Genomic DNA, 26,625 nt, shown 5'->3' on the forward strand with positions numbered 1-26,625 from the left:
AGCTGATAAGCTCAGAGATTACTGAATGTCGTACTATCTACTAGACTTCAGACTTTGAGGCATAGGTTTTAGGGAAATGTCGCACAAATATCTCGCAAAGTTTGCCCAACGCCGGTGGCGGTTCATGGGAAAATTCCTTAGTTTATTCTGTATTTGCTGTTTTCTCGCCGTCAGTTGCGGTCAGCGACAGGCAACAACCCCTGCAAACACCGGCACCAATACAGGTCGCGTTAGCATTGGCACAACCGCCAAGATTCGGACGCTAGACCCCGCTGATGCCTACGAAGTTGCTGCCGCCACCTTGCTTCACAACCTCGGTGATCGCCTTTATACCTACGAGTCGGGAACCACCGATCTAAAACCCCAACTCGCCACAGAGTTGCCCAAAATTAGTAAAGATGGTTTAACCTACACCATTCCCCTGCGTCAGGGTGTCGTCTTCCATGATGGCGAACCCTTCAATGCCGCAGCGATGGAGTTTTCCTTAAAGCGCTTTATTGAAAACCAAGGTAGCCCCTCTGTGTTGCTATCAGATACGGTGGATTCTGTAGCGGCAACCGGCGAATATGAATTAACCATCAAGTTGAAAAAACCTTTTGCCGCCTTTCCCGATTTATTAACATTTTTCGGTGCTTGTGCAGTCTCACCCAAAGCCTATGAAATTGGGGCGGGGAAATTTAGCGATACTTTTGTTGGCACCGGCCCTTACCAATTAGCCCTTAACTATGGCAATGATACGATAAAATTAGACGCTTTTGATCGTTACTGGGGCGAGAAGCCGGCGAATCAAGGAATTGATATTCAACGCTATACCAGCCCATCAAATTTGTACAATGGATTTCGCACCGGCGCAGTGGATGTTGCCTTTCAATCGCTTGATCTCGATCAAATTGCCGATTTACAAAAGCAAGCCGGTTCTGCCGGTTGGCAGGTGCTAGAGGGACGCAGTAATGGGATTTACTACTTAACCCTTAACCTCAAAGAAAAGCCCTTAGACAATGTAGCAGTGCGGCAAGCACTCGCTGCAATTATTGACCGAACTCAGTTGCAAGAGCGAGTCTTTCGGGGTCAAGTTGAACCGCTTTACAGTTTAGTGCCTCTAACTTTAACAGATGCCTATAAGCCGGTTTTTAAAGACCAATATGGGGATGGCAATGCAGTTAAAGCTCAAGAAGCTCTCACAAAAGCCGGTTACTCTAAAACTAATCCGCTAAGATTAGAGCTTTGGTATCGCTCTAACTTAACCACGGATGGATTAGCTGCAAGTACGATCAAAGCGGCAGTTCAGCAAAAATTAGCAGGCGTGATGGAAATCGATCTAAAAAGTGTTGAATCCACCACTGCTTACCAAAATCTAGATAAAGGCGTCTACCCGATGTTTTTGCTGGATTGGAGTCCCGACTTTTTAGATCCTGATAATTACATTCAACCCTTCATGGATTGTGTGAAAGGTTCAGCAGCAACAGGTTGTGAAGACGGCTCAACGAAAGCTCAAGGTTCGTTCTACTACAACGAACGAGTTAACGAATTAATTGACAAGGAACGCCAGGAACAAAACCCTCAAGCTCGTCTAAAAATCTTTAGCGAACTTCAAGATATTCTCGGCAAAGATGTGCCCTTTATTCCCTTATGGGAAGGCAAAGAATACTTGTTTGCTCAAAAAGGTGTTGAAGGACTTCGCTTAGAACCCACCCAAAGAGTTCCTTTCTGGACAATCAAGAAATAGTTTTCACCACATAGGGGCGGATTTTGCAGAGATTTTCTGCCGGCCAGAAAAGCATTTCTGCGAAACCTGCCCCTACTATTGTCTGAATTATTAACCCCAATCGGAAATTAAAAATTCCCAATGTCCCGTTCTAAAGCACTGCAATACTACATCATTACCCGCATCCTTTTAGCACCCTTGATGCTGTGGACAATTACCTCTCTGGTATTTTTACTTTTGCGTGCAACTCCCGGCGATCCAGTGGATGCTATTTTAGGCCCAAAAGCTCCACAAGCCGTCAAAGATGCGATGCGAGAACAACTCGGTTTAGCCGGCCCTTTATGGCAGCAATACCTGAATTACATGGGAAATCTGCTGCGATTCGATTTGGGAACTTCTCTCACCAGTCGCGGACAAAAAGTGTGGGATATTATTCAATCTTACTTCCCAGCAACAGTAGAATTAGCCATTTTTAGTATGGCGATCGCACTCGTAGTAGGAATTGGAGTTGGGATGATATCCGCTTCGCGTCCTAACACGCCTCTCGATGCCGGTGGCCGGCTGTTTGGCATCATTACCTACTCAGTTCCTGCCTTTTGGGTGGGGATGCTGTTACAGCTCATTTTCGCCGTGCAATTGGGTTGGTTTCCCCTGGGAACGCGCTTTCCTTTAACGCTGTCAGTGCCTGCCGGTCCCACCGGCATTTACACAATTGACAGTCTTCTGAGTGGCAATCTCATTCAGTTTTTCACAGCTTTGCACTATCTCGCCTTACCTTGCATCACTTTAGGCATTCTCATCAGCGGCATTTTTGAACGAATTGTGCGCGTCAACCTCAAGCAAACCTTGCGATCAGATTATGTAGAAGCAGCAAGAGCAAGAGGAATCCCAGAATTTCGTATTCTCGTCGCTCACGCCCTAAAAAATGCCTTAATTCCAGTCATTACAGTGTTGGGATTAACGTTAGCATCCCTATTAGGTGGGGCAATTTTGACCGAAGTTACTTTCTCTTGGCCGGGTTTAGCAAACCGTCTTTATGAGGCAATTTCCTTACGAGATTATCCCACTGTTCAAGGCGTTGTCGTGTTTTTTGCCGGCATCGTGGTAATTGCTAGCATTGTAATTGATATTCTCAACGCCTACATCGATCCACGAATTCGGTACTAAAACAATGCAAACAACAGAAACACCTTTAGCACTTCGTCTTTTTACAGTCCATGATTATCACCGCATGGCTGAAGTTGGAATTCTACAACCAGATGAACGCGTCGAACTCCTTGAAGGGCAAGTTTTGCTCAAGTACACTAATGCAGAACCTCGCCTTTGGACTGTTGCAGAATACTATCGCATGGCAGAAGTTGGAATTCTGCACCCAAATGAACGTGTCGAATTAATTGAAGGACAAATACTTACAAAGATGAGTCCACAGGGAACCGCCCACGCTACGGCAGTCACGCTAACAGAAAAGTTGCTGGAGAAGCGCTTAGAAGCGAAGGTTTTAGTAAGAGTACAACTGCCTATACAGTTAAATGATTTATCCGAACCCGAACCGGATATTGCTGTCGTTATCGGAGATGCGCTGCGCTACGGCGATCATCATCCTACGCCCTCAGAAATTTATTTAATCGTTGAAATAGCAGATACTACTGTCAAATCAGATTGCGAGACGAAAGCCAAAAGCTATGCCAAGTCTGGTATTGCGGATTATTGGGTTTTAGATGTGAATAACCGGCAGCTTCATGTTTTTCGAGAACCGACTCAAGAAGGTTATCAAAGCGAGGCGGTTTTACCGGAAAATTCCACTCTTTCACCCATTGCATTTCCGGTTGATATGTTCACAATCTCTGAAATGTTGCGTCCGCTGTAGAAACCGGCTAAACCTTTGTCGCACCCGTACTCTTGGTTAAAATCTACTTCTTTTGAGGGATGCTGATGAAAATTAATTTTACTTCAAATCTTTTTGAAATTGCCATTTCTCGTTAAATGCCGGCAGCAAATATGTGGTTAAAATTAAACAGTACCCCCACTCTGCCCTGGGAACCGGAATATTATAAAATCAGTCTATCTAAGCTTAGGTAGCCGCTCAGGGTGGATTTTCTTGCAATCCTTTCTCCACAAAGAATCAAGCCGTGAAAAAAGTTAGCCTGATAATTTTATCTTTAAGTATTGGTGTCGCCGGCATCGTTTATTACCAGTGGCAACAATTTACAAATCTTCCTGAATGGTACACGCAACAAGCCCAAGCTTCTCCAAATCTGATTAACTTCAAAAATCCAGAAGAAGTTAAAGAAGCAAAAATCCAACTGGAAGGAAAAATAGATGCTTATCTAGTCTCCCAAGAAAATCAACCGACTGTTGAAAAATCCAAAAATGACTCGCCTTTTAATACGCAGCCAATTATTGGAAGTGCAAATGCAGGCCAAACTTTCGATCCAGACAGCGTAGCAATTAATCTTGATGCAACCGAGTTTAATACGCTGGTTGTTTCCAATCTCGTTGAAAACGCCCGATCCAGTCCTTTGTTAGACTCCGCAGAAGGGTTTAAGACCACAATTAAAAATGGAGCAATTGAAGCCGGCGTTGTCCTAAATATTTCACAAATTCCGACTGATCAACTTGCTGCCGATGAACGAACTGCCTTTAACAAGGCGATTCAAACCTTTCCGTTTATGGAAAACCGGCAAGTATATCTTGCAGTTGAAGGAAAACCCAGCCTAGAGCAGGGAACACTCAAGTTTGATGATAGTACAAAAGTCAAAGTCGGAAACTTGAGCATGACGCTCTCAGAACTTTCTCAAAAGTTAGGAATTCCTCAAGAGCAACTCCAGCAAAAAATTAAGCTGGAACTTTCTTTGGGAAGATTAAAAATAAACGACATAAAATTTGAGGGTGATCGGGCTTTAATTCGAGGTGCAGTTCAAGAAAACCTCTAAAGCAGCCGGCTAAAATAGACAGCAAGAAGACTGAACGGACGCCCTCGCTTCAGTCTTCTTGCTGTTTTAATGTATCAATGATTCCTCCACCGCCGGCAGTAGGTGAGGGTGCCGGCACTCACGCTAGACTGACAAAATTGCAACCACACATCTGTTGAGTTTAGCCATTATTTACTATGTCAAATCGCCTCGCCCAAACCCAAAGCCTTTACCTCCGCAAACACGCTGAAAATCCAATCGATTGGTGGCCCTGGAGTGACGAAGCCCTAGAAACTGCCCGCCGCGACAATAAACCCGTTTTCCTATCCATTGGATATTCTAGCTGCCATTGGTGCACGGTCATGGAAGGAGAAGCTTTTTCAGACAATGCGATCGCACAGTACATGAACGCCAATTTCCTTCCGATTAAAGTGGATCGTGAAGAACGCCCAGATATCGATAGTCTGTATATGCAAGCGTTACAGATGATGTCAGGTCAAGGGGGTTGGCCCCTGAATGTCTTTCTCACGCCTGACGATCTTGTACCCTTTTACGGCGGCACCTACTTCCCCGTAGAACCCCGCTATGGACGCCCCGGATTTTTGCAAGTATTGCAAGCCATTCGCCGGTTTTATGACGTAGATAAAGCCAAATTACGCTCAGTTAAAGAAGAAATGTTAGAGAACCTGCAACAGTCTGCTGTGTTGCCGGCATCTCAACTGAGTGAGGATTTGTTGCACAAGGGTTTAGAAACCAATACGGCTGTTATTGCTTCCAAACATCCTGGGCCGAGTTTCCCGATGATTCCTTACGCAGAGTTAGTGCTGCGAGGGGTTCGGTTTAACTTTGAGTCCAAATCTGACGCCAAACAAGTTTGCACGCAACGCGGCCTAGATTTGGCTTTAGGAGGCATTTACGACCACGTTGCCGGCGGATTTCATCGCTATACCGTTGACCCGACTTGGACAGTGCCTCACTTCGAGAAAATGCTTTACGATAACGGTCAGATTGTGGAATATCTGGCAAATTTGTGGAGTGCCGGCGTCCAAGAACCGGCCTTTGAACGTGCGATCGCCGGCACAGTGCAATGGCTGAAGCGAGAAATGACTGCGCCGGCAGGTTACTTCTACGCCGCCCAAGATGCCGACAGCTTTGCAGATCCAAATGCCGTAGAACCAGAGGAGGGCGACTTTTACGTTTGGAGTTTCAGCGAACTCCAACAGTTGCTTACCCGCGAAGAATTGGCAGAACTGCAACAACACTTTACCGTAACTGCCGGCGGCAACTTTGAAGGGCGCAACGTCTTGCAAAGACGCGATGCCGGCAAACTCAGTCACACCCTCGAAGTTGCCCTGGCAAAACTCTTTGCAGCCCGCTACGGCGCATCACCGGCATCTCTGGAAACCTTTCCCCCTGCCCGGAATAACCTAGAAGCCAAAACCCTCAACTGGCCAGGTCGCATTCCGGCAGTTACCGATACCAAAATGATTGTCGCTTGGAACAGCCTGATGATTTCAGGTTTAGCCAGAGCCGGTGCCGTTCTTCAACAGCCAGAATACCTGCAACTCGCCACAAAAGCCACCCAATTCATCCTCGATCATCAATGGGTTGATGGGCGCTTCCACCGGCTCAATTACGATGGCCAGCCGGCAGTCATGGCACAGTCCGAAGATTACGCCCTGTTTATCAAAGCTTTGCTCGATCTGCATCAAGCTGCGCTGGGAATGGGGAATGGGGCAATGGGCATGGGGCATCGTGAAGAAATGGTGCAATTGCCGAGTGCCAACTTCTGGTTAGAAAACGCCCTCAAAGTTCAAGAAGAATTTGACGAATTTTTCTGGAGTATTGAACTGGGAGGTTATTACAATACACCGAACGATTCCAGTCAAGAATTATTGGTGCGCGAACGCAGCTATACAGATAACGCAACACCGGCAGCCAACGGCATCGCCATCGCCAACTTAGTTCGCCTCTCCCTGCTAAGCGAAAACCTGGAATATCTCGACAAAACCGAGCAAACCCTGCAAGCGTTTAGCAGCATCATGAACCGCGCCCCCCAAGCGTGTCCCAGCCTATTTACCGCCCTCGACTGGTATCAAAACCACACCTTAATTCGCACTAGCAGCGACTCTATTGCTGCCCTAAACGCTCAGTATTTGCCTTGCGCCGTTTATCAACAACAGACTGACTTGCCGGCAGGCATCGCCGGACTCGTTTGCCAAGGCTTAACCTGTAAAGAGCCGGCGCGCAGCCAAGAGCAACTGTGGGAACAACTACAGCAAAGCCAAATTAGGGGCTAGAGAGTAGAGACTAGGGGCATGGGGCTAGGGAGGAGAAATGCAGCGCTCACCTTCATCCCTAGCCCCATGCCCAATGCCCCATTCCCCATGCCCAATGCCCCATTCCCCATGCCCAATGCTCCGGCAACTGGTAGGATAATGAGCATCCTTTCTCCCGCTCCCCACTCTCTCCTCTGACGCGGAAATTTTAATGCTTATTAGCTGATGTTATGGTGCTTGTACACGTTGTTGGAATTGGCTTGGATGGGGTAGCTGGACTGACAGAGCCGGTGCGGCATCTGGTAGAAAAAGCGACGCTGCTGGTAGGGAGTGAGCGCCACTTAGGTTATTTCCCAAACCATCAAGCAGAACGTTTGGTGATTGGAGATTTAAATCTGGTTATTCGGGATATTCGCAAGCGGCTGTCTAGCGAACAACCAGACAGTGTTGAGGAAAATATAGCGCCTGACTTCTCTTCTCCAGTTTCCCCACCGGCACAGATCGTGGTGTTGGTTTCTGGCGATCCGCTTTTTTTTGGTTTGGGACGCTTGCTGTTGGAAGAATTGCCGGCAGACAAGCTAATATTTCACCCGCATTTAAGTTCTGTTCAGTTGGCTTTTAACCGGCTCAAGGTGCCGTGGCAGGATGCGCGTGTAATTAGTGCTCACGGGCGTTCTGTGGATGAATTGCTTGAAGCGCTGCGCCAAGGTGTTGAAAAAATTGCGGTGCTGACGGATGGAACTCACAACCCATCTGCTATTGCACGCCTACTATTATCTCTAGATTTGCCCAGCAGCTATGAGTTATGGGTGTGTGAAAATTTAGGCGGTGCGAATGAGCGGGTTCAGGGTTGGCCGACTCTAGATCCAGCAGAACTGGCGCGTTTGCATCAGCAGCATTTTGAACCGCTGAATGTCGTTGTCTTACTGCGCCGGCCTAATTTCGCTCATGGGCAAGTGGATGTGAAAAGTCTGCCGATAATGGGCTTACCAGACCACACATTTGTCAGCTTTAATGATCGCCCCGGACTGATGACAAAGCGAGAAGTTCGCATTTTGGTACTGGGAGAATTGGCCCTACAGCCGGCGCAAACGATTTGGGATGTGGGTGCCGGCACGGGTTCTGTTTCAATTGAAATGGCCCGTTTGTGCCAGACCAGTCAAATTTATGCGATTGAGAAAACCGCTGCCGGCACGACTTTAATTGAGCAAAATTGTCGCCGGTTGGGTGTAACAAATGTTGTGTCTATTAACGGCACTGCCCCAGAAATCCTCTATCGCCTGCCGGCACCCGACCGAATTTTTATTGGCGGTACAGGAGGGCAATTGCGTCAAATTCTGGGCGTTTGCGGCGGTCAGTTAAAGGCTGGTGGGGTGATGGTGCTGGCTTTAGCAACGCTTGAGCATCTTAATGACGCTTTAATTTGGGTGAATGAGCGAATGCGGCGCGAACGTGATTGGAGTCACCGGCTGCTACAAGTGCAGTTGTCCCGTTCGGTGCCAATTGGCGGCCAACTGACCCGTTTATCACCCCTCAATCCCGTCACAATTGTAACAGTGAGTCGGCGTTGAAGTTGGGCATGGGGCATTGGGCATCGGGCATTGGGCATGGGGCATGGCTGCGCCAACAAGAACGGTAGGGGCATGGCTGCGCCAACCTAAAGTTATGGGCATTCTCCCACTCTCCCACTCTCACGCTCTCCTACTCAGAACTCAGAACTCAGGACTCAGCACTAACCAAAGTAGTGAGCTGGTGGCTAATAACAAGAGAATGCCAACGCCACCGGCTAAGGGTTTTTTCCCTAAGCCGGTTATCCAGGCTGGTACGGTGCCGGTGTAGTTAATGAGCTGGGCTGTATCTAGGCTGGCAATCGCCCAAATCCAGCCGGCGTGAAGTCCCCATGCTAAACCTAAGCTGCCGCCATCACAAGCGCGTGCTAGCACCAAAACCATCCCCAGCAGCCACAGTCCGGGCAGTTGGGGCAGTGTCTCTCGCACTTCCCAAACCAGGTGGAGAATGGCAAAAATCACGCTGGAAATTGCCGCCGCCACCCAGATTGAGTAGTCTTGTAGCAGCTGGTTTAGCAGGAATCCGCGAAAGATTAACTCTTCAGTTCCACCCACCCACAGTCCTAACAACAGGGTGGGCAGTAGTGCAGAAGCCAACTTAGAAATGTCTGCCGGTTGCCAAGAAATCCAGCCTAGCGCCCATTGCAAACCAAACAGAATAGCTAAGCTGAAGACTCCCAATCCAAAACCTAGCCCTAGGTGAACGAATAGAGAAGGTTCCCAAGCGAGGCCGTAATTGGAAAATGGCACGTTTTCGATGCCGGCAGCCCCCCACACAATTAGTGGAGCTATCAGGTAAAGCGAAGCCATTAAAGGCAGCTTTTGAGCGACCGATATTGGCTTTTGGGGGTGCCACTTCAAAACAATTGCCAGAGGAATGGCTATCGGCAACCAGAAGCCCGCCCAGGTGAAGAAAAAAGCCATCACCTTAATTAATGCAGTTGCCTCTTTTATTGGCACAAACATTTTGACAGCGAACCATAAAAGGAACGGGCTGGTTACTGGATCAGAAATTACCAGGAGTCAAGCATAAGCATGAGCTAGAAATGCAGATACTAGCTCATTGACGCTTGTTTTTTAGATCCCTATTCAGTTGTAGGGATTTTTGCCGGCCCGGCTTACTCCTCGTCGTCTTCGTCCTCCTCATCGTCTTCATCTTTCAGGGAACCATTCTTATTAGAATCCACCTGAATCAGATGAATATGTTTGTAGCCCAGCTTGATTTCAAATTCATCCCCAGGCTTTAATCCCATCGCTTCTGTGTAGGTAGAACCGATCACAATTTGTCCATTTTTGTGGACGCTCACGCGATACGTCGGTTCGCGACCCCGGCCATCTTTGGCTCCTTCTGGGCTTAAAGGAATTCCCCTTGCGGCCAACACAGCGTCATAGAAATCTGTGAGATTGACGCGGGTTTGGCTATTTTTTGTGACGGTATAGTACCCGCAGCGCTTTGCGGTTTCTCGCCTCGGTAAATGTGAGAGTTCTTTTACCTTTTGAAGCAGTGCCTTTCCCGTAAGTGGAGCTGTTGCAGTTTCTGTCATCGCCTCGTAAATACCCTTTAATTTTTTGGCTAGCAAATCGAGTCTGAGGTTATCTGGACTCTATAAAAAATATATCCTTAAATCTCTCAATTGTAAAAATTATTTTTACCATCAGGTAGAAAGTGAACATCATTAGGGGGGTAGCAGAGATTCCCCTGTTAAGGTTTAACCCTTGTATCAGCTAAAATTTAACCGTGTTCACGTCCAGGTTCGATAACAAAAAACAGGTGAAAGCCGATCTGTGGAGTCATCTGTCCGAAGAAATACAGAGTTGTCCTAAACAGATCGCCAGCAGCAGAGTGAGAGATGGGGAGATGAGAAAGAATTCGTTTCACTTCAACCTTGAACCGGCAAGCGCCTCTTATGTAGTGTGCGCCTTCCTACAGCATTCACAGCGGATGATTGCGCTTACCAGGGGGCGAAATTTTCCGCACAAATGCAAGCGTTCCTGCTCAACTGGACGCGTGATTTTAAATACCGGAGAACAATCTGCCGCTGGAATGTAGCACCCATAAATAAGCGTGCTCAACGCGTCAGCGATTGCCGAAACAGGAGGAATTCGCCAGTAGCGCTTAGAGATCGTTGCGGGAGTTTTTAAAGTAGCGCTGGATTTGCTTAATAGATTGATAAATTTCCGGCAGGCGGGCGTAAATAGCGGAAGCCTTCAAAAACACCTTATGAGGAACAGCCGGCGTTCCGGAGACTATCTCGCCGGCAGGAACATCGTGATGAATTCCTGATTGGGCTGATGCAATTGCCCCATCTCCTATTTTTACTTGATTCGCTATCCCCACTTGGCCGGCCAAGATGACATTGTTGCCTAATTTGACACCACCGGCAAGCCCAACTTGACCAGATAATGCACAATTTGTGCCGACTTTACAGCCATGACCAATTTGTACCAAATTGTCAATTTTTGTGTTGCAACCGATCCGTGTTTCTCCTACAGCCGGTCGGTCAATATTAGAATTACACCCAACCTCTACACCATCTTCTAAGACTGTGCGGCCTGATTGCTCCATTTTGAACCAACCTGACGGTGCCGGCACAAAACCAAACCCCTCAGCACCAATCACTGCACCACTGTGAATTACACAATTAGCGCCGATTAGCGTGCGTTCTTGAATAGTGCAGTTCGCGTGTAAAACTGTGCGATCACCGATTTGGACTTCGGGATAAATTACTACATTTGGATGAATGCACACGCCGCTGCCAATCTTCACGCCGGCTTGAATAACCACATGAGCACCGATGTAGACTTTCGATCCAATTTCGGCGGAAGGATGAACCACGGCAGTGGGATGAATTTCTGGTGCCGGCCCAAAAGGTTGGTAAAATAATGCGATCGTTTGGGCAAATAACAATCGCGGATTATGGCCGGCAATCCAAGCAATGCCCCGTTGGTTTGCTTTGGCTTGTAGGGCATCATCCATCGGTAAAATTACAGCACTCGCCGCTGTTTTCTCCAACTGGGAGGCATATTTTGCGCCTTCTATATAACTGATGGTACTAGGGGTTGCCTCCTCAATCTGTGCCACCCCTATAATTTCCAGATCCTCACTTGTAGACGTTAGGCTATTTTTACCGGCAGCTTCACCAAGTTTTTGTACCAGTTCGCTAAATTTCATAGATGGGTATTGAGGCATAGACAAACACCGAGAGGCTTAAGCTTGGAAGTAATACGGGCAATCCCGTCAAATCTCCGGCTAACATACTCTATTAAAATAATGGCAATTTTAAAAGTACCACCAAACTTGGCTCACAATAAGCTTGCACTCCACTAAATTTTTCTGCCCGGATTGAGGGGGAGAGTGGGCGAGGGGGAAAGAATTTTAATTTCTTCCCATAGAATCGCAAATGAGATGCGCCTTAGCCTAGCACCCAACTTTTCTCAGGCTGCTTCACACCCTTTAACAAACTTGGTGAGGGGGCGACTAGCTGAAGACGTGTAATTACGGAAATTTATTGCAAATTAAATTAATATTTCTTTTATTTGATAACTTTTTGTAGCCAATGAAACAGGACGGTGGGCTAAAAATCTCTTCCTTAAGGGGGTTTTACGGGATATAAGCGCTCTCTAACTATCCTAGTTGCCGCTGCTTGGCCTTCTTTTGAGGCAATGGGTGAAAAACTTCTGCCGGCTTGCCTTTATTGCTCCTCTTCAGTCACGGATGGATAGTAAAGCAATGGCTGCCGGAATAACGCCTTGCATAAATCCAAGCAAGATGGTATTCTTTGCCGTTAAATCTCCAATAAAAGAAACCCATTTCCAAAAAGAAAACGGGTTTCGACAGACTATGGTGATTTGACCCTTGTTAACAAAGTTGCCGGCTTTGAAGTTTTGTTGCCAACTATTTAATGGTTGCAGCATCCACATCAATGGTGCCGGCACCGGCAGTTGAACCTTCACCGGCTGAAGCCGTTTCAGTCGGATTCTCGCCATTACGAGCTTTGTAACGATCAATCAACAGTTGGGACACTTCGGAAACGAGCAACGTTACAAGGGCAAGATCGTCAATTTGTCCGACAATGGGCAGAAAATCTGGGGCAATATCAATCGGGCTGAACAAATAAGCGGCTGTGCCGAGAATAAGCCACCAGCGATACTTAGGATTACGAATGGTGCTGCGATACCAGGTGTAGAGCGATTGAATTGAGAAGTTCATTGAGTTACCCTCCACTTACTCTTTAATAATGGCAAATTTGCCGGCAAACATCTGGTGCAGATAACCCCCCTAAAATTGTCTAGAGAATTCTACTCTCTCAGGCATCCTTAGCCCATTTGCAGCAAAAATGAAGGAAAGAGGGGGAGAGGGAGAGACAGTGAGAGGGAAAGAAGGATCAAGAACCGTTGTTTCCCGCTTCTTAGTAGAGTGCGTAGCCTCACGCACCCCACTGATCGCTTAGCCCTGTATCCAACCCAACAAGATAGAATCTCCTAACCCCAGTTACTAATTTGAAACCAACACAATATCAACCGTCAGCGCACCAAAAAAGCCGCACATTCAACGTGTGAGGTTTGGGGGAAAAAGTCTGCTGGCTGTACACGGGTTAGGCGATAGCCACCGGCATTACACAGGAATTTGAGATCACGCGCCAGAGTTGCCGGTTTGCAACTGACATAAACAATACGGCTTGGTTGAATTTGCACCAGCGTTTCCAGAACGGTGCGATCGCATCCCTTGCGCGGTGGATCAATTAGAACAATATCGGGTGTCACCCCTAATTGGGGCAGTAATGTCTCAACTTCTCCGACACGAAAACTTGTATTTGTCAAGTTATTCAGTTGGGCATTAAGCTGGGCTTGCTCGATTGCCGCCGGCTGCATTTCCAAACCAATCGCTTCCCGCACTCGCTTCGCCAGGGGCAAGGTAAAGGTGCCAATTCCGCAGTAGGCATCGACCAGCACCTCATCGCCTTGCAAATCCAACTGATTGACGATTGCCTCTAACAGCGCCTCTGCTGCCTCTGTATTCACCTGGAAGAAGGTATCGGCGCGGAGTTGAAACTGCAAACCGGCAAATTCCTCGTGTATATAAGGAAGGCCGGCGATACAGTGGGTTTCTTTGCCAAAAATGGCATTGGTTTTGGCTGGGTTGATATTCAGGCAGACGCCCACCAGTTGCGGGTAACGCTTCAGCCATGCTTGGGCTTGGGCCTCAATTTCCGCTAATTCCCCGGTTCTTGCCACCAAGGTTAATAAAATCTCACCTGTCCGGCGACCGATCCGCAGCGAGAGGTGACGCACTTCTCCCCGGTGATATTTTTCGTCATACACCCGCCACCCTTGCCGCTGAATGTCCTGTTTGACTTCTGCCAGCAGCGGATCTAAGCGGTCATCTTGAATGGGACAGCGGTTGAGGTTAACCAGCCGGTGGCTATTTTTTTGGTAGTAGCCGGCCTGTACGTTACCAGTTGATGACATTCCCAAGGGATAGGTGGCTTTGTTGCGGTAGCCCAAGGCTGCCGGTGGGGCCAACACCGGCTCAACCGGCGGCACAGAAATTCCTCCAATTCGTTCTAAAGCTTGAATAACCTGATTGCGTTTGGCTTCTAGCTGGTAGGAGTAATCGATATGCTGCCACTGACAGCCGCCGCATTTATCCGCCACAATGCAGCTAGGGCGAATCCGGTGGGGGGAAGATTCGAGAAGTTCGTGGGTTTTGCCGGTGGCATATTGGGCCTTGACTTGCACCAGTCGGGCGAGGAGGCGATCTCCGGGAACGGTATCGGGCACAAACACCACGCGCCCGTCAAATCGACCGACTCCTTCGCCGGTGTCACTTAAATCTGTGATGGCCACTTCTACCAATTCACCCTGTTGCCATCGTTTGTCAACGGTCTGCTCTAATTTGTCCATTGTCAGTTGCGAGTTGTTAATTGCGATCTTGCCGGTTCACGGTTCCCGCTTATCCTTACCCTATCCATGAACCCTGACAACTGACTACTCATAATTGACAACTGACCCCAAGTTGCCGCTTCAACCGTAATTTTCCAATGCCCAATGCCCAATGCCCAATGCCCAATGCCCCATCCCCATACCTTTAGGTTGGCGCAGCCTTGCCCAATGCCCCATGCCCAATCCCCAATCCCCAATCCCCAATCCCCAAACTTACGTTTCAGATTGCAACTTGTTATGAGCACTCTTTATTTGTGTCCCTCAGAATCGATAAACTACTTAATGATCTTCTGAGACTGCAGTAATAACCATGAGCGTAGTTAGCCAAGTTATTCTCCAAGCGGACGACGAGCTTCGTTATCCAAGCACCGGCGAACTTAAGAGCATTACACAATTCTTTCAAACCGGCGAACAGCGGGTTCGCATCGCCAGCACACTGGCAGAAAATGAAAAGAAAATTGTAGAACAAGCAAGTAAACGGCTTTGGCAGAAACGCCCTGACTTTATTTCTCCGGGCGGTAATGCTTACGGACAGCGTCAGCGGGCGCTTTGTTTGCGTGATTATGGCTGGTATCTGCGTCTAATTACCTACGGGATACTTGCCGGTGATCAAGAACCGATTGAAAAAATTGGGATCATTGGTGTGCGGGAAATGTACAACTCTCTGGGCGTTCCTGTGCCTGGTATGGCTGAATCCATCCGCTGCTTGAAAGAAGCAGCCCTGGCACTGCTTAGCCAAGAAGACGCCGCTGAAGCCGCCCCTTACTTCGACTACATCGCTCAGGCTATGTCATAACGGCAACCTGTTCACTGTTGCTGAGTGCCCTCTGGCAGCGTTGCTAGAGGCTCTCACTTTGTTCAGCGATCAGTTGTCAGGTGCCGGCTCTGGTGCGCGGCTGACGACTGACGATTGATCGCTGACCATTTTATTTAGTCAACAAATAGCTGTTTTAGTTGTTCAGGGGTGAAGGGATTTTGACCCCGGCGCAGGGAATTAATCCAACTTTGACGCAGGTATTTACGGCTTTGGTCTTCTGTCTCGTCTACAAATACCTGAAAATCTTCGATAGCGCCCTCAATATCGCCGCTAAGCGCCCGTGCAAGACCCCGACTGTCCCGGAACTCTTCTTGTTTGGGTGCGAGTTCTACAGCCTTGTTACAGGCATCTATCACATCAGTTGCTTGACCCCAGAGGCTGCCAAACCAGCAGAGGGTGTTCCAGTCGCCGGCGGAAACCGCGAGTGGGGAGTTAAGTATTTCGGCTTCAGCATACACGGAGAGTGCGCGTTTGACTTCTCCTCGCCTCACCAAGTTTTCTCCATCTCTTAGTAGCGCGGAGCTTGTCTGTTGTCGTGCTTGTTGCGTGACAGTGTTCACCGGCACTGTAGCGCCGGCTTTGCCAATAAAGGTAATAGCGGCTAATGTTACGCCAGTGGTTATTAAGCTTAAAAATTTGAGCCGGCTTTTGTTGGTTTTGCGTGCTGTCCAATTTGCTTTTGGTTGAGTCGTCGCCATTCTCTAATTTGCCTCTGTTGCACAAGCCCCATCCTAATCTAAGTTTGAACGGTGTTTTCCGGGTGATATTTAACGATTTTGAGGGTGCCGGTTTTAAAGGCTGTCCTAAAAGTATTCAATCTTCCTCTAAAGCTCAAAGACCGATGCTCATAGCAATAGAAACTTATTAAGGATTAATCCGCGCTTTAATTTCTTGCATGATATTTGAGATTTCCTGTTCAGAATCAATGTGCCTTGAGAGAACTTGCTCGGTTGATTCCAGTAGCCGGTCAGAAAATAACTTTGCTAAATCTTGTCGCAAGCCTTGCCCAATATAAAATTTAAGCAAGGCTTCAAAAGGCATATTGCGACTGATCGCTACTTTTTGAAGTGATTCTAGTGTATCTTTTGGGATTTCAATCGATACTGTTTCTGCTTCACGAGGTCTTAGGTGTAATTTAACTTCTTCTTCAGGCTTGTTCATATAATTGCCTTTCTGTACGAGTAGTCGGACGTGCAGAAATTATCCGGTTTCGCTCACCACGTTCTACATAAACTACTAGCAAGAGGCGTTGAGCGCGGGAATACCCAATGATGAAATCGCGCTGTTCGTCATTGGAGGTTGCGTCACCCTCTTGGTAGAAGGGGTCGAAAAAAACTTCTGCGGCTTCTTCAAATGTAACACCATGTTTTTCAATGTTGCTTTGTGCCTTGTTGATGTTCCATTCAAATTCTATGCCTTGCAGCCGATAGACGATATCCATTTGTTGATTTTCTGGCTTACTTCTCCATCATCAACGCCTTTATCTACTTTACAATGTCGTCCACCAAATCAGGAGAGCCGGCGAGGAAAACTTGTCTAAATTCTTGGGTGCCGGCACCGTCGCTGGGTATATTTGCACAAGTGAGATGTTCTCATTTGTAGATTTAGATAGGTACAAAAAAACCCAGTTTCTTGAAGAAACCGGGCTTCTGGATCTATGGCAACGATAAATCACCCCAACTTTAACCGATTGCTACCTGCACGCGCTCATCAACAACTCTCGCAGGGAATGCCGGCACCTTCACCGTTTCATCATCTAAACATTGCCCTGTCGCTAAATTGAAATTCTGCTTGTAAATCGGTGAAGCAACTTTTTTGACACCCTTACGATCACCGACAATGCCGCGTGATAAAACATAGGCTTTGCTAAACGGATCGTAGTTACCGAGTGCGTAAATCTCCGAAGCATTTCCTACCCGAAAAACCGCGACTTGTTTACCGTCAACTAGGGCACAAACTCCGGTATTGGGTGTAATCGCTGACACTGGGCAGACATCAACCCATTGTGTAACTTTCTCACGAACTGGTAAAGCTTGAACCATTTTCTTTTCTCCCTAATAATTTTTGGTTAACGATGTTTGTGCGATGCCGGCAACTTATTCAGTCGCACCAACCAAAGTTTTCTCGTGTTCCTTCGCTGGGCGTTTTTGTCCCCGTTCATCTACATATTGCAGACTCGGATCTGGCTCATCCGTGTTAACGAAATGCCGGAAACGCTGTACTTTTTCTGGATCTTCAATGGTTGCCTTCCACTCACACTGATAAGTGCTGACAAGGTGTTCCATCTGTTCTTCCAACTCAGCACCAATGCCAAGGGAATCTTCAATAATTACTTGCTTCAGGTATTCAATCCCGCCTTCAAGCTTGTTAAACCAAGTTGCAGTGCGTTCCAGTCGATCAGCAGTTCTGATGTAGAAAACTAAGAACCGATCTAAATACTTAATCAGCGTTTCTTTGTCAATATCCGCTGCTAGTAAAACGGCGTGTTGTGGCTTCATACCACCATTGCCACACACGTACAAATTCCACCCGTTTTCTGTTGCAATAATGCCAAAATCTTTGCTTTGGGCTTCTGCACATTCACGGGTGCAACCAGAAACGGCAGATTTTAATTTGTGGGGGGCACGTAAACCTCGATAGCGCAATTCGACTTCAATCGCCAAACTTGTAGAATCCTGTACCCCAAACCGGCACCAGGTACTTCCCACGCAAGATTTTACGGTACGAAGTGCTTTTCCATAAGCGTGTCCCGATTCAAAGCCGGCATCTATCAACTGCTTCCAAATTTGGGGCAATTGATCCACACGCGCCCCGAATAAATCAATCCGCTGCCCGCCTGTAATCTTTGTGTAAAGCCCAAATTCTTTGGCAACTTTTCCGATAACAATTAGCTGATCCGGCGTAATTTCCCCACCGGGTACTCGTGGCACAACTGAATAGGTTCCATCCCGCTGAATGTTTGCAAGATAGTAATCATTAGTATCTTGCAAACTCACATGGGGAGTTTTTAAAATATGCTCATTCCAAGTAGAAGCAAGCATAGAAGACACAGTCGGCTTACAAATTTCACATCCTAAACCGCTGCCGTGCTGTTGAATTAACTCATCAAAGGTTTGAATTTTATGAACTCGCACCAAATGATACAGTTCTTGACGGGAATAGGCAAAATGTTCGCAGAGATGATTTTTGACAACCAAACCGGCTTTCTTCATCTCAGACTTGAGAATATCCGTCACCAATGGCACGCAACCGCCGCAGCCGGTGCCGGCTTTTGTGCATTTTTTCACCGTCGGCACATCGGTGAGGTTGCCCTCGCGGATGGCAGTGCAAATCTGCCCTTTGGTAACATTATTGCAGGAGCAAATTTGCGCCGAATCGGGCAAACTATCGACTCCCATTGCCGCAGATGCCGGCTTACCTTCCCGTGGTGGCATTAATAAATCTTCGGGATAGGGAGGCAAGGCAATTCCGTTTTGCACAAATTGCAACAAAGTGCCGTATGCGGAAGCATCTCCAATGAGAATTCCCCCTAAAAGCCGGCTGCCATCCGCATTTAAAACCAGCTTTTTATAAACACCTTGAACGTTATCGGTGATGGCGATTTCTTTAGCACCGGCAGTTTTGGCAAAGGCATCCCCGAAACTTGCTACATCCACTCCCAATAACTTGAGTTTGGTGGACATATCCGCGCCGGTAAAGGTACTCGTCGCTGTATTGCTCAGGATATCCGCTGCGACGCCTGCCATCGTATAGCCGGGGGCGACTAATCCGTAAATTCGATTTTGATAAAGGGCGCATTCTCCCACCGCATAAATGTCTGGATCGGAAGTTTGACAGTAATCATTGATAATAATCCCGCCACGCTCACCCACTGCAATTCCGCAGCTTCTGGCAATGTCATCACGAGGACGAATGCCTGCAGAAAACACAATCATGTCGGTTTCTAATTCGCCGCCATCTGCAAACAGCATTTTAGAAACTTTGCCGTTTTCATTGACAATTTCTGTTGTGGCTTTGCTGGTGTGAACCGATACTTCTAACGCTTCGATTTTGCTGCTAAGAATTGCACCACCGGCATCATCGATTTGCACCGGCATCAAACGGGGAGCAAACTCAACCACATGGGTTTTTAATCCCATGTTTTTTAGGGCATTTGCACATTCCAACCCTAATAAACCGCCCCCAACGACTACGCCAACTGTGCAGTTTTTGGCGTAGTCAGACATCGCTTCCAGGTCATCAATTTTCCGGTAAACAAATGTACCTTTCGCGTCATTACCTTTAATCGGCGGCACAAAAGGATAAGAGCCGGTGGCGACAACAATCTTATCGTAGGGAACTTCTAACCCATTAGCTGAAGAGACGGTTTTTTGTTCCCGGTTAATCGCAACTGCTTTATCGCCAATGTGAATTTCAATTCCGTTTTCTTGATAAAACCCAGGTTCAACTAACGTTAAATCTCCCGCAGTTTTCCCAGAGAAAAAGCCGCTGAGGTTAACGCGATCATAAGCAACACGAGGTTCTTCGCAGAATGTAATTATATTCCATTGCTGTGTCGCTCCTTTTGCGACCATCAGCTCTAGGAATTTGTGACCGACCATACCATTGCCGATAACAACGAGGTTCTTTTTGGCTGTCATTAAATTTTTCAACGCCTATATCTCAGTTATCCTAATCAGAGATATAAAAAATTCCCATGTTATTTTGTAGCTATTGTTACTAAATATAGATTGGCTATGCAGCCTTGGAATGATCCCCATTTTGTTTTTGCATTTTCGGTTCAAAAGTATTGCAAATTAACAGAAGATCGCTATATCTGAGGAACACTGTATCAGTAAACCGATTGTCCTGCGCGAGCGCTCTGTATCGCTCTAAGCTAGTGTAGACAACCTTTAGCCACCCTATCGGGGATGGCAACATAACGCCTGTATGACTCAGCCGGCAGATATTGGCAGCAAACGTTTAATTAGCCTCGCGCCTGAAAGCTGGGTGCAATGGGTGACACAGTTTCCCGATGTGGAAGTGCGAGATATCATTAGTTCAGACTTTCAGTGGGTTCGCCGTGAGAGTGATGTCTTGGTACGAGCTTACACTCCCGAATATGGGGAATTTCTGCTACTGAACGAATTACAATTGCGTTATAAACCAGAAATGCCTAAGCGGATGCGGGCTTATGCAGCACTGGCAGAAGAAAAATATAATCTGCCGGCTTATCCGGTATTGGTTAACATTTTGCAAGAGAGGAATGTGGCAATTCCCACTCGTTATGAATCAGAGTTTGCCGGCTTGCAGGCGCGTCAAGACTATCGCGTGATCAATCTTTGGGAAGTGGATGTTGAAATCGCCTTTCAACAATCTATTAAAACCCTGCTGCCATTTGTGCCGGTGTTGCGCGGGGGTGCTGAGGAATCTACCGTGCGACGCGCTTTGCAAACCCTCCGCGCCGATGAGCAACTGAACCAGTTAGAAACGCTCCTGGCATTTTTTGCTACGTTTGTATTAGACAGCGGTTTAGTTCAACAAATAATGAGGTGGGATATGGCAATATTATCAGAATCTCCCTGGTATCACGAGATACTAGCGCAAGGGCGAAAACAGGAAGCGTTAACTATGATTGTGCGCCCACTAACTCGTCGGTTTGGTTCCGTTTCTCCTGAGTTACAAGAGTCTTTGCACCGGCTCTCCTTGGAGCAATTGGAAGAATTGAGTGAGTTACTGTTAGATTTTGCTGCCATTACAGATTTAGAAACCTGGTTAAGCACTCAAGGTGAAAATCAACAAATTGTTGAGCCTTAGTTTGCAAAGTTGTGGCAATTTTTTAAGCACCCATTCCCGAATAATGCTTCAAACCTCGACGCCATAACCAGCGATTGCAGATAAAAAATATAATCGTCCAACCCAACATCACTAACAACCCGCCAACGACATCCACCGGCAACCCTACCAGTATTGCAGCGGGAAAATGTATTAAATAGGGAAATGGCGTCCACTGCACAACTTGGCGCACCGACTCTGGAAACATTTCTAACGGAGCAATCATGCCGGAGAAAAACAGGTAAAACAAAAACCAGAATTGCTCAATTGCCGTTGCTCTCTCTATCCAAAAAGCAAATAAAGCAAAGGTATACTGGATAAGAAAGCGCAAGATAAAGGCAAAAACAATAACGAGTAAAAACAGTAAAAACCGCCCCGGATTTGGTATCCAAAATGATTGAGGGTAGAGGGCAAAGAACAGTAAGATCAGCCCAATAATGAACGGTAGACGGGCGAAGCGCTCAGAAACATGAGCGGCGACATGATGCCAAACTGGATCAATCGGTTGCAAAAGTCGGGGTGAAAGCTTACCTTGCACAACTTCTTTCTCAAACTCCCAAATCACCCAAACCACATTTGTTTGACGAACGATAAAGGCGGCGAGAAAATAGCGGGCGAAATCTACCGGCTGTAACCCAAAGTTACCACTTTGAGAAGCTTTCATCCAAATGCCCATTAGGATAAATGGCAAAGATCCAGAAAGCGCCCATAAAAATAATTCAGCTCGATATTCGAGCATATAGGCGTAGTTGGAAATTAGCAAAGTTTTGGCAGTTCTGATTACTTTGTTCATGGGAAATGAGGCAGGGGATGAGGGATGAAGGGAAGTTTTGAATTAAAAATTAGGTAACTTTTCCGGTGCGGAAAACTCTGCCAATAACTTCTTCAATCGGTGGATCGGTAACAGTTAAATCCAGCACTTCTAATTCAGCTAAAATTCTGGCGACAGTGCCGGTGAGTTCTTCACGCTTTACGAGGAGACGCACTGACTGCCCCTCGACTGATTCCAATTCGCCGTAGGAAGATAGCATTGAGGTTGCCTGCATGGTTTCCACCGGCAGCGGATGAGCAAGTTCAACCTGCACTTCTCGATACGGCGCGAAACGATCTAAAAGTCCATCGAGACTGCCATCATAAACCAGTTGTCCCTCGTGAATGAGCAAGACACGCCGGCACAATGCTGTGATATCTGCCATGTAATGACTCGTCAGCAGTACCGTTGCCTGATAACGCTGGTTATATTCGCGCAGGAATTGTCGCACACTGACTTGAGCATTTACATCTAGTCCCAGTGTTGGTTCGTCTAAGAATAACACTTGAGGCCGGTGAAGCAGTGCCGCCATTAACTCTGCTTTCATTCGTTCCCCAAGGGAGAGTTTTCGCACCGGCTGGTTGAGTTTGCCTTGCAGGGATAGCATTTCAGTAAGTTCTCCCAGCCGCAAGCGGTATTCTTTATCAGGAATGCCATAGACGGCTGCGTTGATTTTTAGCGAGTCAAGTGCCGGCAGATCCCAGATCAACTGCTGCTTTTGCCCCATAACTAAGGTAATTTGTTGCAAAAAGGACACATCACGTTGAAAAGGAACCATGCCGGCAACGTGCACTGTGCCGGCAGATGGATGAATTAAGCCGGTGAGCATTTTCAGCGTCGTGGTTTTACCGGCACCATTTGCCCCCAAAAATCCCACCACTTCGCCGGCTTCAATTTCAAATGAAACTTTCCGAACTGCCTCAATCATTCGGTAAGTGCGGCGCAAAAAGTGGTTCAGGGTTCCTTTTAATCCAGGTTCTTTCACTGCCACGGGGTAGACTTTGCTCAGGTCTTTAGCTACGATAATAGACATACCAACTTGTTACCTTATTTCCTATTTGCTTGCATGGAGGTGTTTATAAATCTTTTGAAAAATTGATTTTTAAACTTTCAATCAACTGTTAGTGCTATGCTGCCCTCCGGCCTATCTATATCAATTACTGGATAGTTAGATAAAAATTAATGTTTATGGATTTTTACCTATAACTAATTTGATTATTTTTCAACACTTATTTTTCAGCATTTTGGATGCGACTATCTCCAATTCGCGGCCTAACGTTACTACCCCACCATTCCCTCCATTGATTTTTATCTATTTTAATTTGTCTTTCCGTTTCGACACTCATATTATATAAATCTATCAGTTTCATCACTGAACTTGTATATTCCTTAAGTAAGGTTTGGCACTCCGATAGTAAATCTCCTCTAATAATACTAATTTCATGCCATTGCTTCGCTTCTCGAATGGATGAAATAAACCGAATAAAGCCGGCATCGGCCACTTCTTCCATTAAATCAACAATTTCTGAGTCCAAATAATAGGAATATCTGTCCACAACTTTTCCTAAAGCTACACTTAGACTGGTACACTCGGTAAAAAGGTAATCCAGCCAGTCTATTTCTTCGCCACGCGGGGTTAACATCGGAGCTGGTTTCAGAAGGTCTAAAAATCCCAATTCATAGAAGTAGGTTTCATCAAATAAATCTTCCAAAGTTTCGTAAGTTTTACAGGGGTGAACTTCCACAGAAGCTTTAAACATATTAAACAATAAAATTATTTGCTTGTAAAATACTCTTTTTAAGGGTCTAAATGCGATTTCTCTAAATTTCTTTCGTTCATTTTCTTTGTTTGCTCTTACCGTTCGATTTACTAAAAATAAAACTAATAATATTCCGATAATTTCTGCATTTAAATTTAGCAAAAAATCTCTTAGCCAGAGATTACAAACAGTTTGATCCAAAAAACCAACGGTACAGCCATAAAACAAAATTGTGCAAATCAATAAAGAAGCAAATAATAATACATAATACCGTTTACCAAACTCTTTAATTGAATTCCACATCAAAATGCGCCTAATGAACTTTTATAGAATTTAACACTTAACGCAAACCTAACTCAATCACTAAAAAAGAATAATAATTGTGACATTACATCCCAACTATTATGCCTCGCTCCATTCTTCGCTGCCAAAAAAATCGCTCACCGTCCCCTAATCGCAGCTAATTTAAGATTGTACTTACAATGTTAGGATTTAACTTAGCCAAAAATAAGCCAAAATCAACGTTACTAAAGTTAGCGGCGCACCAAAGCGCAAATGCTCTTGGAAGGACAACTGATAACCTTGCCGGCTGCCAACCTCAGCAACAATCAGATTCGCCACCGATCCCAACAAAGTTAGATTGCCGGCAAGCGTCGATCCGGCTGCCAGCAACAACCAAGCTGAGGTATCCTGCTGGGGGATAAGCGGTTGCAAAACTAGCACCGCCGGCACATTGGAAATCAGGTTCGACAGCAACACTGTTACGCCAAGCAAACCTGCCGGTGTATCAACAAAACCCGTAAAGCCATCTAATAAACCGAGTCGCTGTGTTGCCTCTGTGATGATAAATAAACCGGCAAACATCACTAAGAGGTTCCAGTCTACCGTACTTAAAAGCCGCTGCGTCTTTACCCGCCGGCTAAGCAGTAACAAACTGGCGGCAACCCAGGCAGATTCAGCTAAGGGGAAGCCGGCAAGGAATGCTGCCAAAAGTCCTACAGTCACTAATAAGCTTTTCAGCAATAAAGGTTTAAAGAGTCGGTTTCTTGCCGGCAAAGGGTGCTGGTAAGGTTTAAGTGAACGCACTTCCGGATAAAGCCACCATAACCAACCGATTTGAACAAGCAAACTGAGCAGCGCTACAGGCGTGAGCGCTTTGGCAAAAGCTAAATAACTGATGCCAGAAAAAGAACCGATTACCAGGTTTTGCGGGTTTCCACTGATGGTTGCCACGGAACCCAGGTTTGTTGCGCCGGCTAATGCGAGAAGATAGGGAATTGGGTTAAGTCCGAGCGATCTCGTCAGTGTCAAAGTGAGCGGCGTTAGGAGAATCGCAATCGTGTCATTGAGGAATAAAGCAGACAGGAAACCGCTGGAGAAAGTAAGTGCGACTAATAGCGCAAAAGGACTGCCGGTGTGCCGCGTCAGGAAGACTAAAGCTAGTTGAAAAAAACCCGATGCAGCCAGACCGGCATTCACAATCATCATGCTTAATAAGAAGATGATGATGCCGGGATCGATGGCAACCCACGCTTCTTTGAGGTTTAAAGCACCCAAAGCAACTGTAAAGCCGGCTCCGATTAAAGCAATGCCGGTGCGGTTCAGGCGTAGGCTGGGGATGTATCCTAATCCTAACCCCAGGTAAGTCAGCGCCAATACGGTTGATTGGAAGACTTTTAAATACATTGATTCAATAAAATTCTAAAAAACTGTTCAGCTATGGCACCGGCTATAACTTCGCCTCATTTTTCCACATGACCCGTTAGAAATTTGCTTTCACCGGCACTTCTTGAATCGTCCAAATAACAATTTGCAACAAAACGGGTTTTTCTAGCCGGCAATCCCTATTTCCATTGAAATTTTCCGCTGCACCCGCTCAAATAGCAGAGCTTGTTTGCACAAACTTTACATTTAGCCCCAAAGTTTGTGAAGTTTTAATGAAACTTCCGTAAATATACGGGCAGCCACTGAGAAAATTAAGTTAAACTCTCTCGCTAGCGTAAAAACCCTGAGCCGTCAATAGATCCCAAGACAATCAACCTACACCCTAAAGTAAAAAAATGTTTACGAACCTCTACGAAAAATTAGCAATTGCAACTGTCGGCACCGCTTTAAGTTTATTTGCTCTCGAAGTTACTCCTGCCGGTGCTGCCACCATCACCTATGATTTCACCGTAGATATAACAAGTGGCCCGTTAAGTGGCAACGAGTACAATGGCTTTTTCAGCTACGATGACACAGCAACTTCCGAAGCCGGCGAACTACAAGAGCCTTTTTTTGATGTTACCGAATTCAATTTTGACTTTGTAAATACAGCGTTACAACAACAAGGGCAGAATAGAACCTATACAGAGCGTGACCTTCGCTACGACAGGCGGGTGTTTCCTCACTACTTTCCTTTAGTATTCGACGGCGGTGAAATCGTTGAGGATGAGTCTGGAGACTTGCAGCTGATTCCGCGAGGGGGTGAGCTGGTTGGTTTGGGATTCTCCACTTTCGAGTCGTTCGGCAACGATGCTGAGGCTGGTTGGTGGACACTGACGGCTGGGACAAAATCCTTTAACGGTTCTTCAAGCTTTGGCTACAGGTTCGGTTGGGACGAGTTGTTAGGTGATCCCGGACTAGGGGGATCGGGAACCGTGAAGTACGCAATGCGTTCCGTACCGGAACCGAATACGGTTTTTGCGCTTGGTCTTTTAGGTGCCGGCTGGTTGTTAAAGAGAAAGAACTTTTCTTCCCGTCCCTCCGGCTTAACCGCGCCGGCAAAGTCGAATTCCTAGAAAGAAGTTTGCGAGTGCAAAAAGGATCTTTAAAGATCATGAATATCCGATAAAGCCGGTTGAAGAGAAAACTTTTTAAGCCGGTTATTTCGGACTTTTCAGCCGTTTTCTAATAGATTCCCCAGTTTTATAACTGTTCTTCAATAGGTTGCACCGGCAGAGCAAGACTATTGCCGGCTCTCTCTTCGGCCCATTTATTTAATTTCAATGAGCAGTTATCCAACTGATTAGCGTCA

Annotated in this window: 26 protein-coding genes; 9 read left to right on the top strand and 17 right to left on the bottom strand. The window is 46.5% G+C overall.

Annotation, left to right across the window (positions count from 1 at the left end; all coding sequences use genetic code 11):
* Nucleotides 1-76 precede the first annotated feature (76 nt).
* From H6F73_RS22565 to H6F73_RS22585, 5 genes are all read left to right on the top strand, one after another.
* Nucleotides 77-1,726, top strand: coding sequence for an ABC transporter substrate-binding protein (locus tag H6F73_RS22565; RefSeq protein ID WP_190761022.1), 1,650 nt, complete (start codon nucleotides 77-79; stop codon nucleotides 1,724-1,726).
* A 120-nt stretch (nucleotides 1,727-1,846) separates the two neighbouring features.
* Nucleotides 1,847-2,872 (top strand): ABC transporter permease, encoded by a 1,026-nt coding sequence (locus H6F73_RS22570; RefSeq protein ID WP_190761023.1) that lies wholly within the window; start codon nucleotides 1,847-1,849, stop codon nucleotides 2,870-2,872.
* Between the two features lie 4 nt (nucleotides 2,873-2,876).
* Nucleotides 2,877-3,572 carry a Uma2 family endonuclease gene (locus H6F73_RS22575; protein WP_277882641.1) on the top strand — a complete coding sequence of 232 codons (696 nt, stop codon included), beginning with the start codon at nucleotides 2,877-2,879 and terminating at the stop codon, nucleotides 3,570-3,572.
* Between the two features lie 262 nt (nucleotides 3,573-3,834).
* Nucleotides 3,835-4,638 carry a hypothetical protein gene (locus tag H6F73_RS22580; protein ID WP_190761024.1) on the top strand — a complete coding sequence of 268 codons (804 nt, stop codon included), beginning with the start codon at nucleotides 3,835-3,837 and terminating at the stop codon, nucleotides 4,636-4,638.
* A 176-nt stretch (nucleotides 4,639-4,814) separates the two neighbouring features.
* The gene (locus tag H6F73_RS22585) at nucleotides 4,815-6,917 is read left to right on the top strand and encodes a thioredoxin domain-containing protein (RefSeq protein ID WP_190761025.1); all 2,103 of its coding nucleotides are present in this window, start codon (nucleotides 4,815-4,817) and stop codon (nucleotides 6,915-6,917) included.
* Here H6F73_RS22585 and H6F73_RS22590 read toward each other — a convergent pair.
* Nucleotides 6,914-7,063, bottom strand: a complete 150-nt coding sequence (locus H6F73_RS22590; protein WP_190761026.1) for a hypothetical protein — start codon at nucleotides 7,061-7,063, stop codon at nucleotides 6,914-6,916. The two genes, H6F73_RS22585 and H6F73_RS22590, sit on opposite strands and share 4 nt — an antisense overlap.
* Before the next feature lie 63 nt (nucleotides 7,064-7,126).
* Between H6F73_RS22590 and cbiE the strand changes: the two genes are divergently transcribed.
* A complete protein-coding gene (gene cbiE, locus H6F73_RS22595) occupies nucleotides 7,127-8,467 on the top strand; it encodes a precorrin-6y C5,15-methyltransferase (decarboxylating) subunit CbiE (protein WP_190761027.1) in 1,341 nt (446 codons plus the stop codon).
* Between the two features lie 141 nt (nucleotides 8,468-8,608).
* Here cbiE and H6F73_RS22600 read toward each other — a convergent pair whose 3' ends face one another.
* The 7 genes from H6F73_RS22600 to H6F73_RS22630 all read right to left on the bottom strand — a co-directional run bounded on the left by H6F73_RS22600 (nucleotide 8,609) and on the right by H6F73_RS22630 (nucleotide 14,652).
* Nucleotides 8,609-9,430, bottom strand: a complete 822-nt coding sequence (locus tag H6F73_RS22600) for a type II CAAX endopeptidase family protein (protein WP_190761028.1) — start codon at nucleotides 9,428-9,430, stop codon at nucleotides 8,609-8,611.
* Between the two features lie 152 nt (nucleotides 9,431-9,582).
* Entirely contained in the window at nucleotides 9,583-10,008 is a 426-nt protein-coding gene (locus tag H6F73_RS22605; RefSeq protein ID WP_190665752.1) for an AbrB family transcriptional regulator, read from the bottom strand.
* Nucleotides 10,009-10,580: 572 nt separating this feature from the next.
* Nucleotides 10,581-11,636, bottom strand: a complete 1,056-nt coding sequence (lpxD, locus tag H6F73_RS22610) for a UDP-3-O-(3-hydroxymyristoyl)glucosamine N-acyltransferase (RefSeq protein ID WP_190761238.1) — start codon at nucleotides 11,634-11,636, stop codon at nucleotides 10,581-10,583.
* Nucleotides 11,637-12,169: 533 nt separating this feature from the next.
* The gene (locus H6F73_RS22615) at nucleotides 12,170-12,451 is read right to left on the bottom strand and encodes a hypothetical protein (RefSeq protein WP_190761259.1); all 282 of its coding nucleotides are present in this window, start codon (nucleotides 12,449-12,451) and stop codon (nucleotides 12,170-12,172) included.
* Nucleotides 12,360-12,674, bottom strand: coding sequence for a YkvA family protein (locus tag H6F73_RS22620; RefSeq protein ID WP_190761029.1), 315 nt, complete (start codon nucleotides 12,672-12,674; stop codon nucleotides 12,360-12,362). Before H6F73_RS22620 ends, H6F73_RS22615 begins: the two co-directional genes overlap by 92 nt.
* A 314-nt stretch (nucleotides 12,675-12,988) precedes the next feature.
* Nucleotides 12,989-14,368 (bottom strand): 23S rRNA (uracil(1939)-C(5))-methyltransferase RlmD, encoded by a 1,380-nt coding sequence (rlmD, locus tag H6F73_RS22625; protein ID WP_190761030.1) that lies wholly within the window; start codon nucleotides 14,366-14,368, stop codon nucleotides 12,989-12,991.
* A gap of 2 nt (nucleotides 14,369-14,370) precedes the next feature.
* Complete coding sequence (locus H6F73_RS22630) at nucleotides 14,371-14,652, bottom strand: hypothetical protein (protein WP_190761031.1); 282 nt, start codon at nucleotides 14,650-14,652, stop codon at nucleotides 14,371-14,373.
* 65 nt (nucleotides 14,653-14,717) lie between these two features.
* Between H6F73_RS22630 and apcD the strand changes: the two genes are divergently transcribed.
* A complete protein-coding gene (gene apcD, locus H6F73_RS22635; RefSeq protein ID WP_190665748.1) occupies nucleotides 14,718-15,203 on the top strand; it encodes an allophycocyanin subunit alpha-B in 486 nt (161 codons plus the stop codon).
* Between the two features lie 134 nt (nucleotides 15,204-15,337).
* On the opposite strand, the gene H6F73_RS22640 is transcribed toward apcD, so the two are convergent.
* From H6F73_RS22640 to nirB, 5 genes are all read right to left on the bottom strand, one after another.
* The gene (locus tag H6F73_RS22640; protein WP_190761032.1) at nucleotides 15,338-15,922 is read right to left on the bottom strand and encodes a tetratricopeptide repeat protein; all 585 of its coding nucleotides are present in this window, start codon (nucleotides 15,920-15,922) and stop codon (nucleotides 15,338-15,340) included.
* A 166-nt stretch (nucleotides 15,923-16,088) separates the two neighbouring features.
* A complete protein-coding gene (locus tag H6F73_RS22645; protein ID WP_190761033.1) occupies nucleotides 16,089-16,385 on the bottom strand; it encodes a hypothetical protein in 297 nt (98 codons plus the stop codon).
* Entirely contained in the window at nucleotides 16,372-16,665 is a 294-nt protein-coding gene (locus H6F73_RS22650) for a BrnT family toxin (protein ID WP_190761034.1), read from the bottom strand. Before H6F73_RS22650 ends, H6F73_RS22645 begins: the two co-directional genes overlap by 14 nt.
* Nucleotides 16,666-16,906: 241 nt before the next feature.
* Complete coding sequence (nirD, locus tag H6F73_RS22655; protein WP_190761035.1) at nucleotides 16,907-17,266, bottom strand: nitrite reductase small subunit NirD; 360 nt, start codon at nucleotides 17,264-17,266, stop codon at nucleotides 16,907-16,909.
* Nucleotides 17,267-17,320: 54 nt separating this feature from the next.
* Nucleotides 17,321-19,864, bottom strand: a complete 2,544-nt coding sequence (nirB, locus tag H6F73_RS22660) for a nitrite reductase large subunit NirB (RefSeq protein ID WP_190761036.1) — start codon at nucleotides 19,862-19,864, stop codon at nucleotides 17,321-17,323.
* A gap of 289 nt (nucleotides 19,865-20,153) precedes the next feature.
* Between nirB and H6F73_RS22665 the strand changes: the two genes are divergently transcribed.
* Nucleotides 20,154-21,020 carry a DUF4351 domain-containing protein gene (locus H6F73_RS22665; RefSeq protein ID WP_190761037.1) on the top strand — a complete coding sequence of 289 codons (867 nt, stop codon included), beginning with the start codon at nucleotides 20,154-20,156 and terminating at the stop codon, nucleotides 21,018-21,020.
* Nucleotides 21,021-21,042: 22 nt separating this feature from the next.
* Here H6F73_RS22665 and H6F73_RS22670 read toward each other — a convergent pair whose 3' ends face one another.
* The 4 genes from H6F73_RS22670 to H6F73_RS22685 form a co-directional block, all read right to left on the bottom strand.
* A complete protein-coding gene (locus tag H6F73_RS22670) occupies nucleotides 21,043-21,831 on the bottom strand; it encodes an ABC-2 family transporter protein (RefSeq protein WP_190761038.1) in 789 nt (262 codons plus the stop codon).
* A gap of 49 nt (nucleotides 21,832-21,880) precedes the next feature.
* Entirely contained in the window at nucleotides 21,881-22,882 is a 1,002-nt protein-coding gene (locus H6F73_RS22675) for an ATP-binding cassette domain-containing protein (RefSeq protein WP_190761039.1), read from the bottom strand.
* A 196-nt stretch (nucleotides 22,883-23,078) separates the two neighbouring features.
* Nucleotides 23,079-23,912 carry a hypothetical protein gene (locus H6F73_RS22680; RefSeq protein ID WP_190761040.1) on the bottom strand — a complete coding sequence of 278 codons (834 nt, stop codon included), beginning with the start codon at nucleotides 23,910-23,912 and terminating at the stop codon, nucleotides 23,079-23,081.
* A 189-nt stretch (nucleotides 23,913-24,101) separates the two neighbouring features.
* Complete coding sequence (locus H6F73_RS22685; protein ID WP_190761041.1) at nucleotides 24,102-25,295, bottom strand: anion transporter; 1,194 nt, start codon at nucleotides 25,293-25,295, stop codon at nucleotides 24,102-24,104.
* Between the two features lie 374 nt (nucleotides 25,296-25,669).
* Between H6F73_RS22685 and H6F73_RS22690 the strand changes: the two genes are divergently transcribed.
* Nucleotides 25,670-26,389 carry a PEP-CTERM sorting domain-containing protein gene (locus tag H6F73_RS22690; RefSeq protein WP_190761042.1) on the top strand — a complete coding sequence of 240 codons (720 nt, stop codon included), beginning with the start codon at nucleotides 25,670-25,672 and terminating at the stop codon, nucleotides 26,387-26,389.
* Nucleotides 26,390-26,625 lie beyond the last annotated feature (236 nt).

Source organism: Microcoleus sp. FACHB-68 (genome assembly GCF_014695715.1).
Taxonomy (GTDB): Bacteria; Cyanobacteriota; Cyanobacteriia; order Cyanobacteriales; family Oscillatoriaceae; genus FACHB-68.

Coding starts and splice junctions, on each gene's coding strand:
- H6F73_RS22565 (WP_190761022.1), top strand. CDS start 77: ATGTCGCACAAATATCTCGCAAAGTTTGCCCAACGCCGGTGGCGGTTC.
- H6F73_RS22570 (WP_190761023.1), top strand. CDS start 1,847: ATGTCCCGTTCTAAAGCACTGCAATACTACATCATTACCCGCATCCTT.
- H6F73_RS22575 (WP_277882641.1), top strand. CDS start 2,877: ATGCAAACAACAGAAACACCTTTAGCACTTCGTCTTTTTACAGTCCAT.
- H6F73_RS22585 (WP_190761025.1), top strand. CDS start 4,815: ATGTCAAATCGCCTCGCCCAAACCCAAAGCCTTTACCTCCGCAAACAC.
- H6F73_RS22590 (WP_190761026.1), bottom strand. CDS start 7,063: ATGCTCATTATCCTACCAGTTGCCGGAGCATTGGGCATGGGGAATGGG.
- cbiE (WP_190761027.1), top strand. CDS start 7,127: ATGGTGCTTGTACACGTTGTTGGAATTGGCTTGGATGGGGTAGCTGGA.
- H6F73_RS22600 (WP_190761028.1), bottom strand. CDS start 9,430: ATGTTTGTGCCAATAAAAGAGGCAACTGCATTAATTAAGGTGATGGCT.
- H6F73_RS22605 (WP_190665752.1), bottom strand. CDS start 10,008: ATGACAGAAACTGCAACAGCTCCACTTACGGGAAAGGCACTGCTTCAA.
- lpxD (WP_190761238.1), bottom strand. CDS start 11,636: ATGAAATTTAGCGAACTGGTACAAAAACTTGGTGAAGCTGCCGGTAAA.
- H6F73_RS22615 (WP_190761259.1), bottom strand. CDS start 12,451: ATGGCGAGAATCCGACTGAAACGGCTTCAGCCGGTGAAGGTTCAACTG.
- H6F73_RS22620 (WP_190761029.1), bottom strand. CDS start 12,674: ATGAACTTCTCAATTCAATCGCTCTACACCTGGTATCGCAGCACCATT.
- rlmD (WP_190761030.1), bottom strand. CDS start 14,368: ATGGACAAATTAGAGCAGACCGTTGACAAACGATGGCAACAGGGTGAA.
- apcD (WP_190665748.1), top strand. CDS start 14,718: ATGAGCGTAGTTAGCCAAGTTATTCTCCAAGCGGACGACGAGCTTCGT.
- H6F73_RS22640 (WP_190761032.1), bottom strand. CDS start 15,922: ATGGCGACGACTCAACCAAAAGCAAATTGGACAGCACGCAAAACCAAC.
- H6F73_RS22645 (WP_190761033.1), bottom strand. CDS start 16,385: ATGAACAAGCCTGAAGAAGAAGTTAAATTACACCTAAGACCTCGTGAA.
- H6F73_RS22650 (WP_190761034.1), bottom strand. CDS start 16,665: ATGGATATCGTCTATCGGCTGCAAGGCATAGAATTTGAATGGAACATC.
- nirD (WP_190761035.1), bottom strand. CDS start 17,266: ATGGTTCAAGCTTTACCAGTTCGTGAGAAAGTTACACAATGGGTTGAT.
- nirB (WP_190761036.1), bottom strand. CDS start 19,864: ATGACAGCCAAAAAGAACCTCGTTGTTATCGGCAATGGTATGGTCGGT.
- H6F73_RS22665 (WP_190761037.1), top strand. CDS start 20,154: ATGACTCAGCCGGCAGATATTGGCAGCAAACGTTTAATTAGCCTCGCG.
- H6F73_RS22670 (WP_190761038.1), bottom strand. CDS start 21,831: ATGAACAAAGTAATCAGAACTGCCAAAACTTTGCTAATTTCCAACTAC.
- H6F73_RS22675 (WP_190761039.1), bottom strand. CDS start 22,882: ATGTCTATTATCGTAGCTAAAGACCTGAGCAAAGTCTACCCCGTGGCA.
- H6F73_RS22680 (WP_190761040.1), bottom strand. CDS start 23,912: ATGTGGAATTCAATTAAAGAGTTTGGTAAACGGTATTATGTATTATTA.
- H6F73_RS22685 (WP_190761041.1), bottom strand. CDS start 25,295: ATGTATTTAAAAGTCTTCCAATCAACCGTATTGGCGCTGACTTACCTG.
- H6F73_RS22690 (WP_190761042.1), top strand. CDS start 25,670: ATGTTTACGAACCTCTACGAAAAATTAGCAATTGCAACTGTCGGCACC.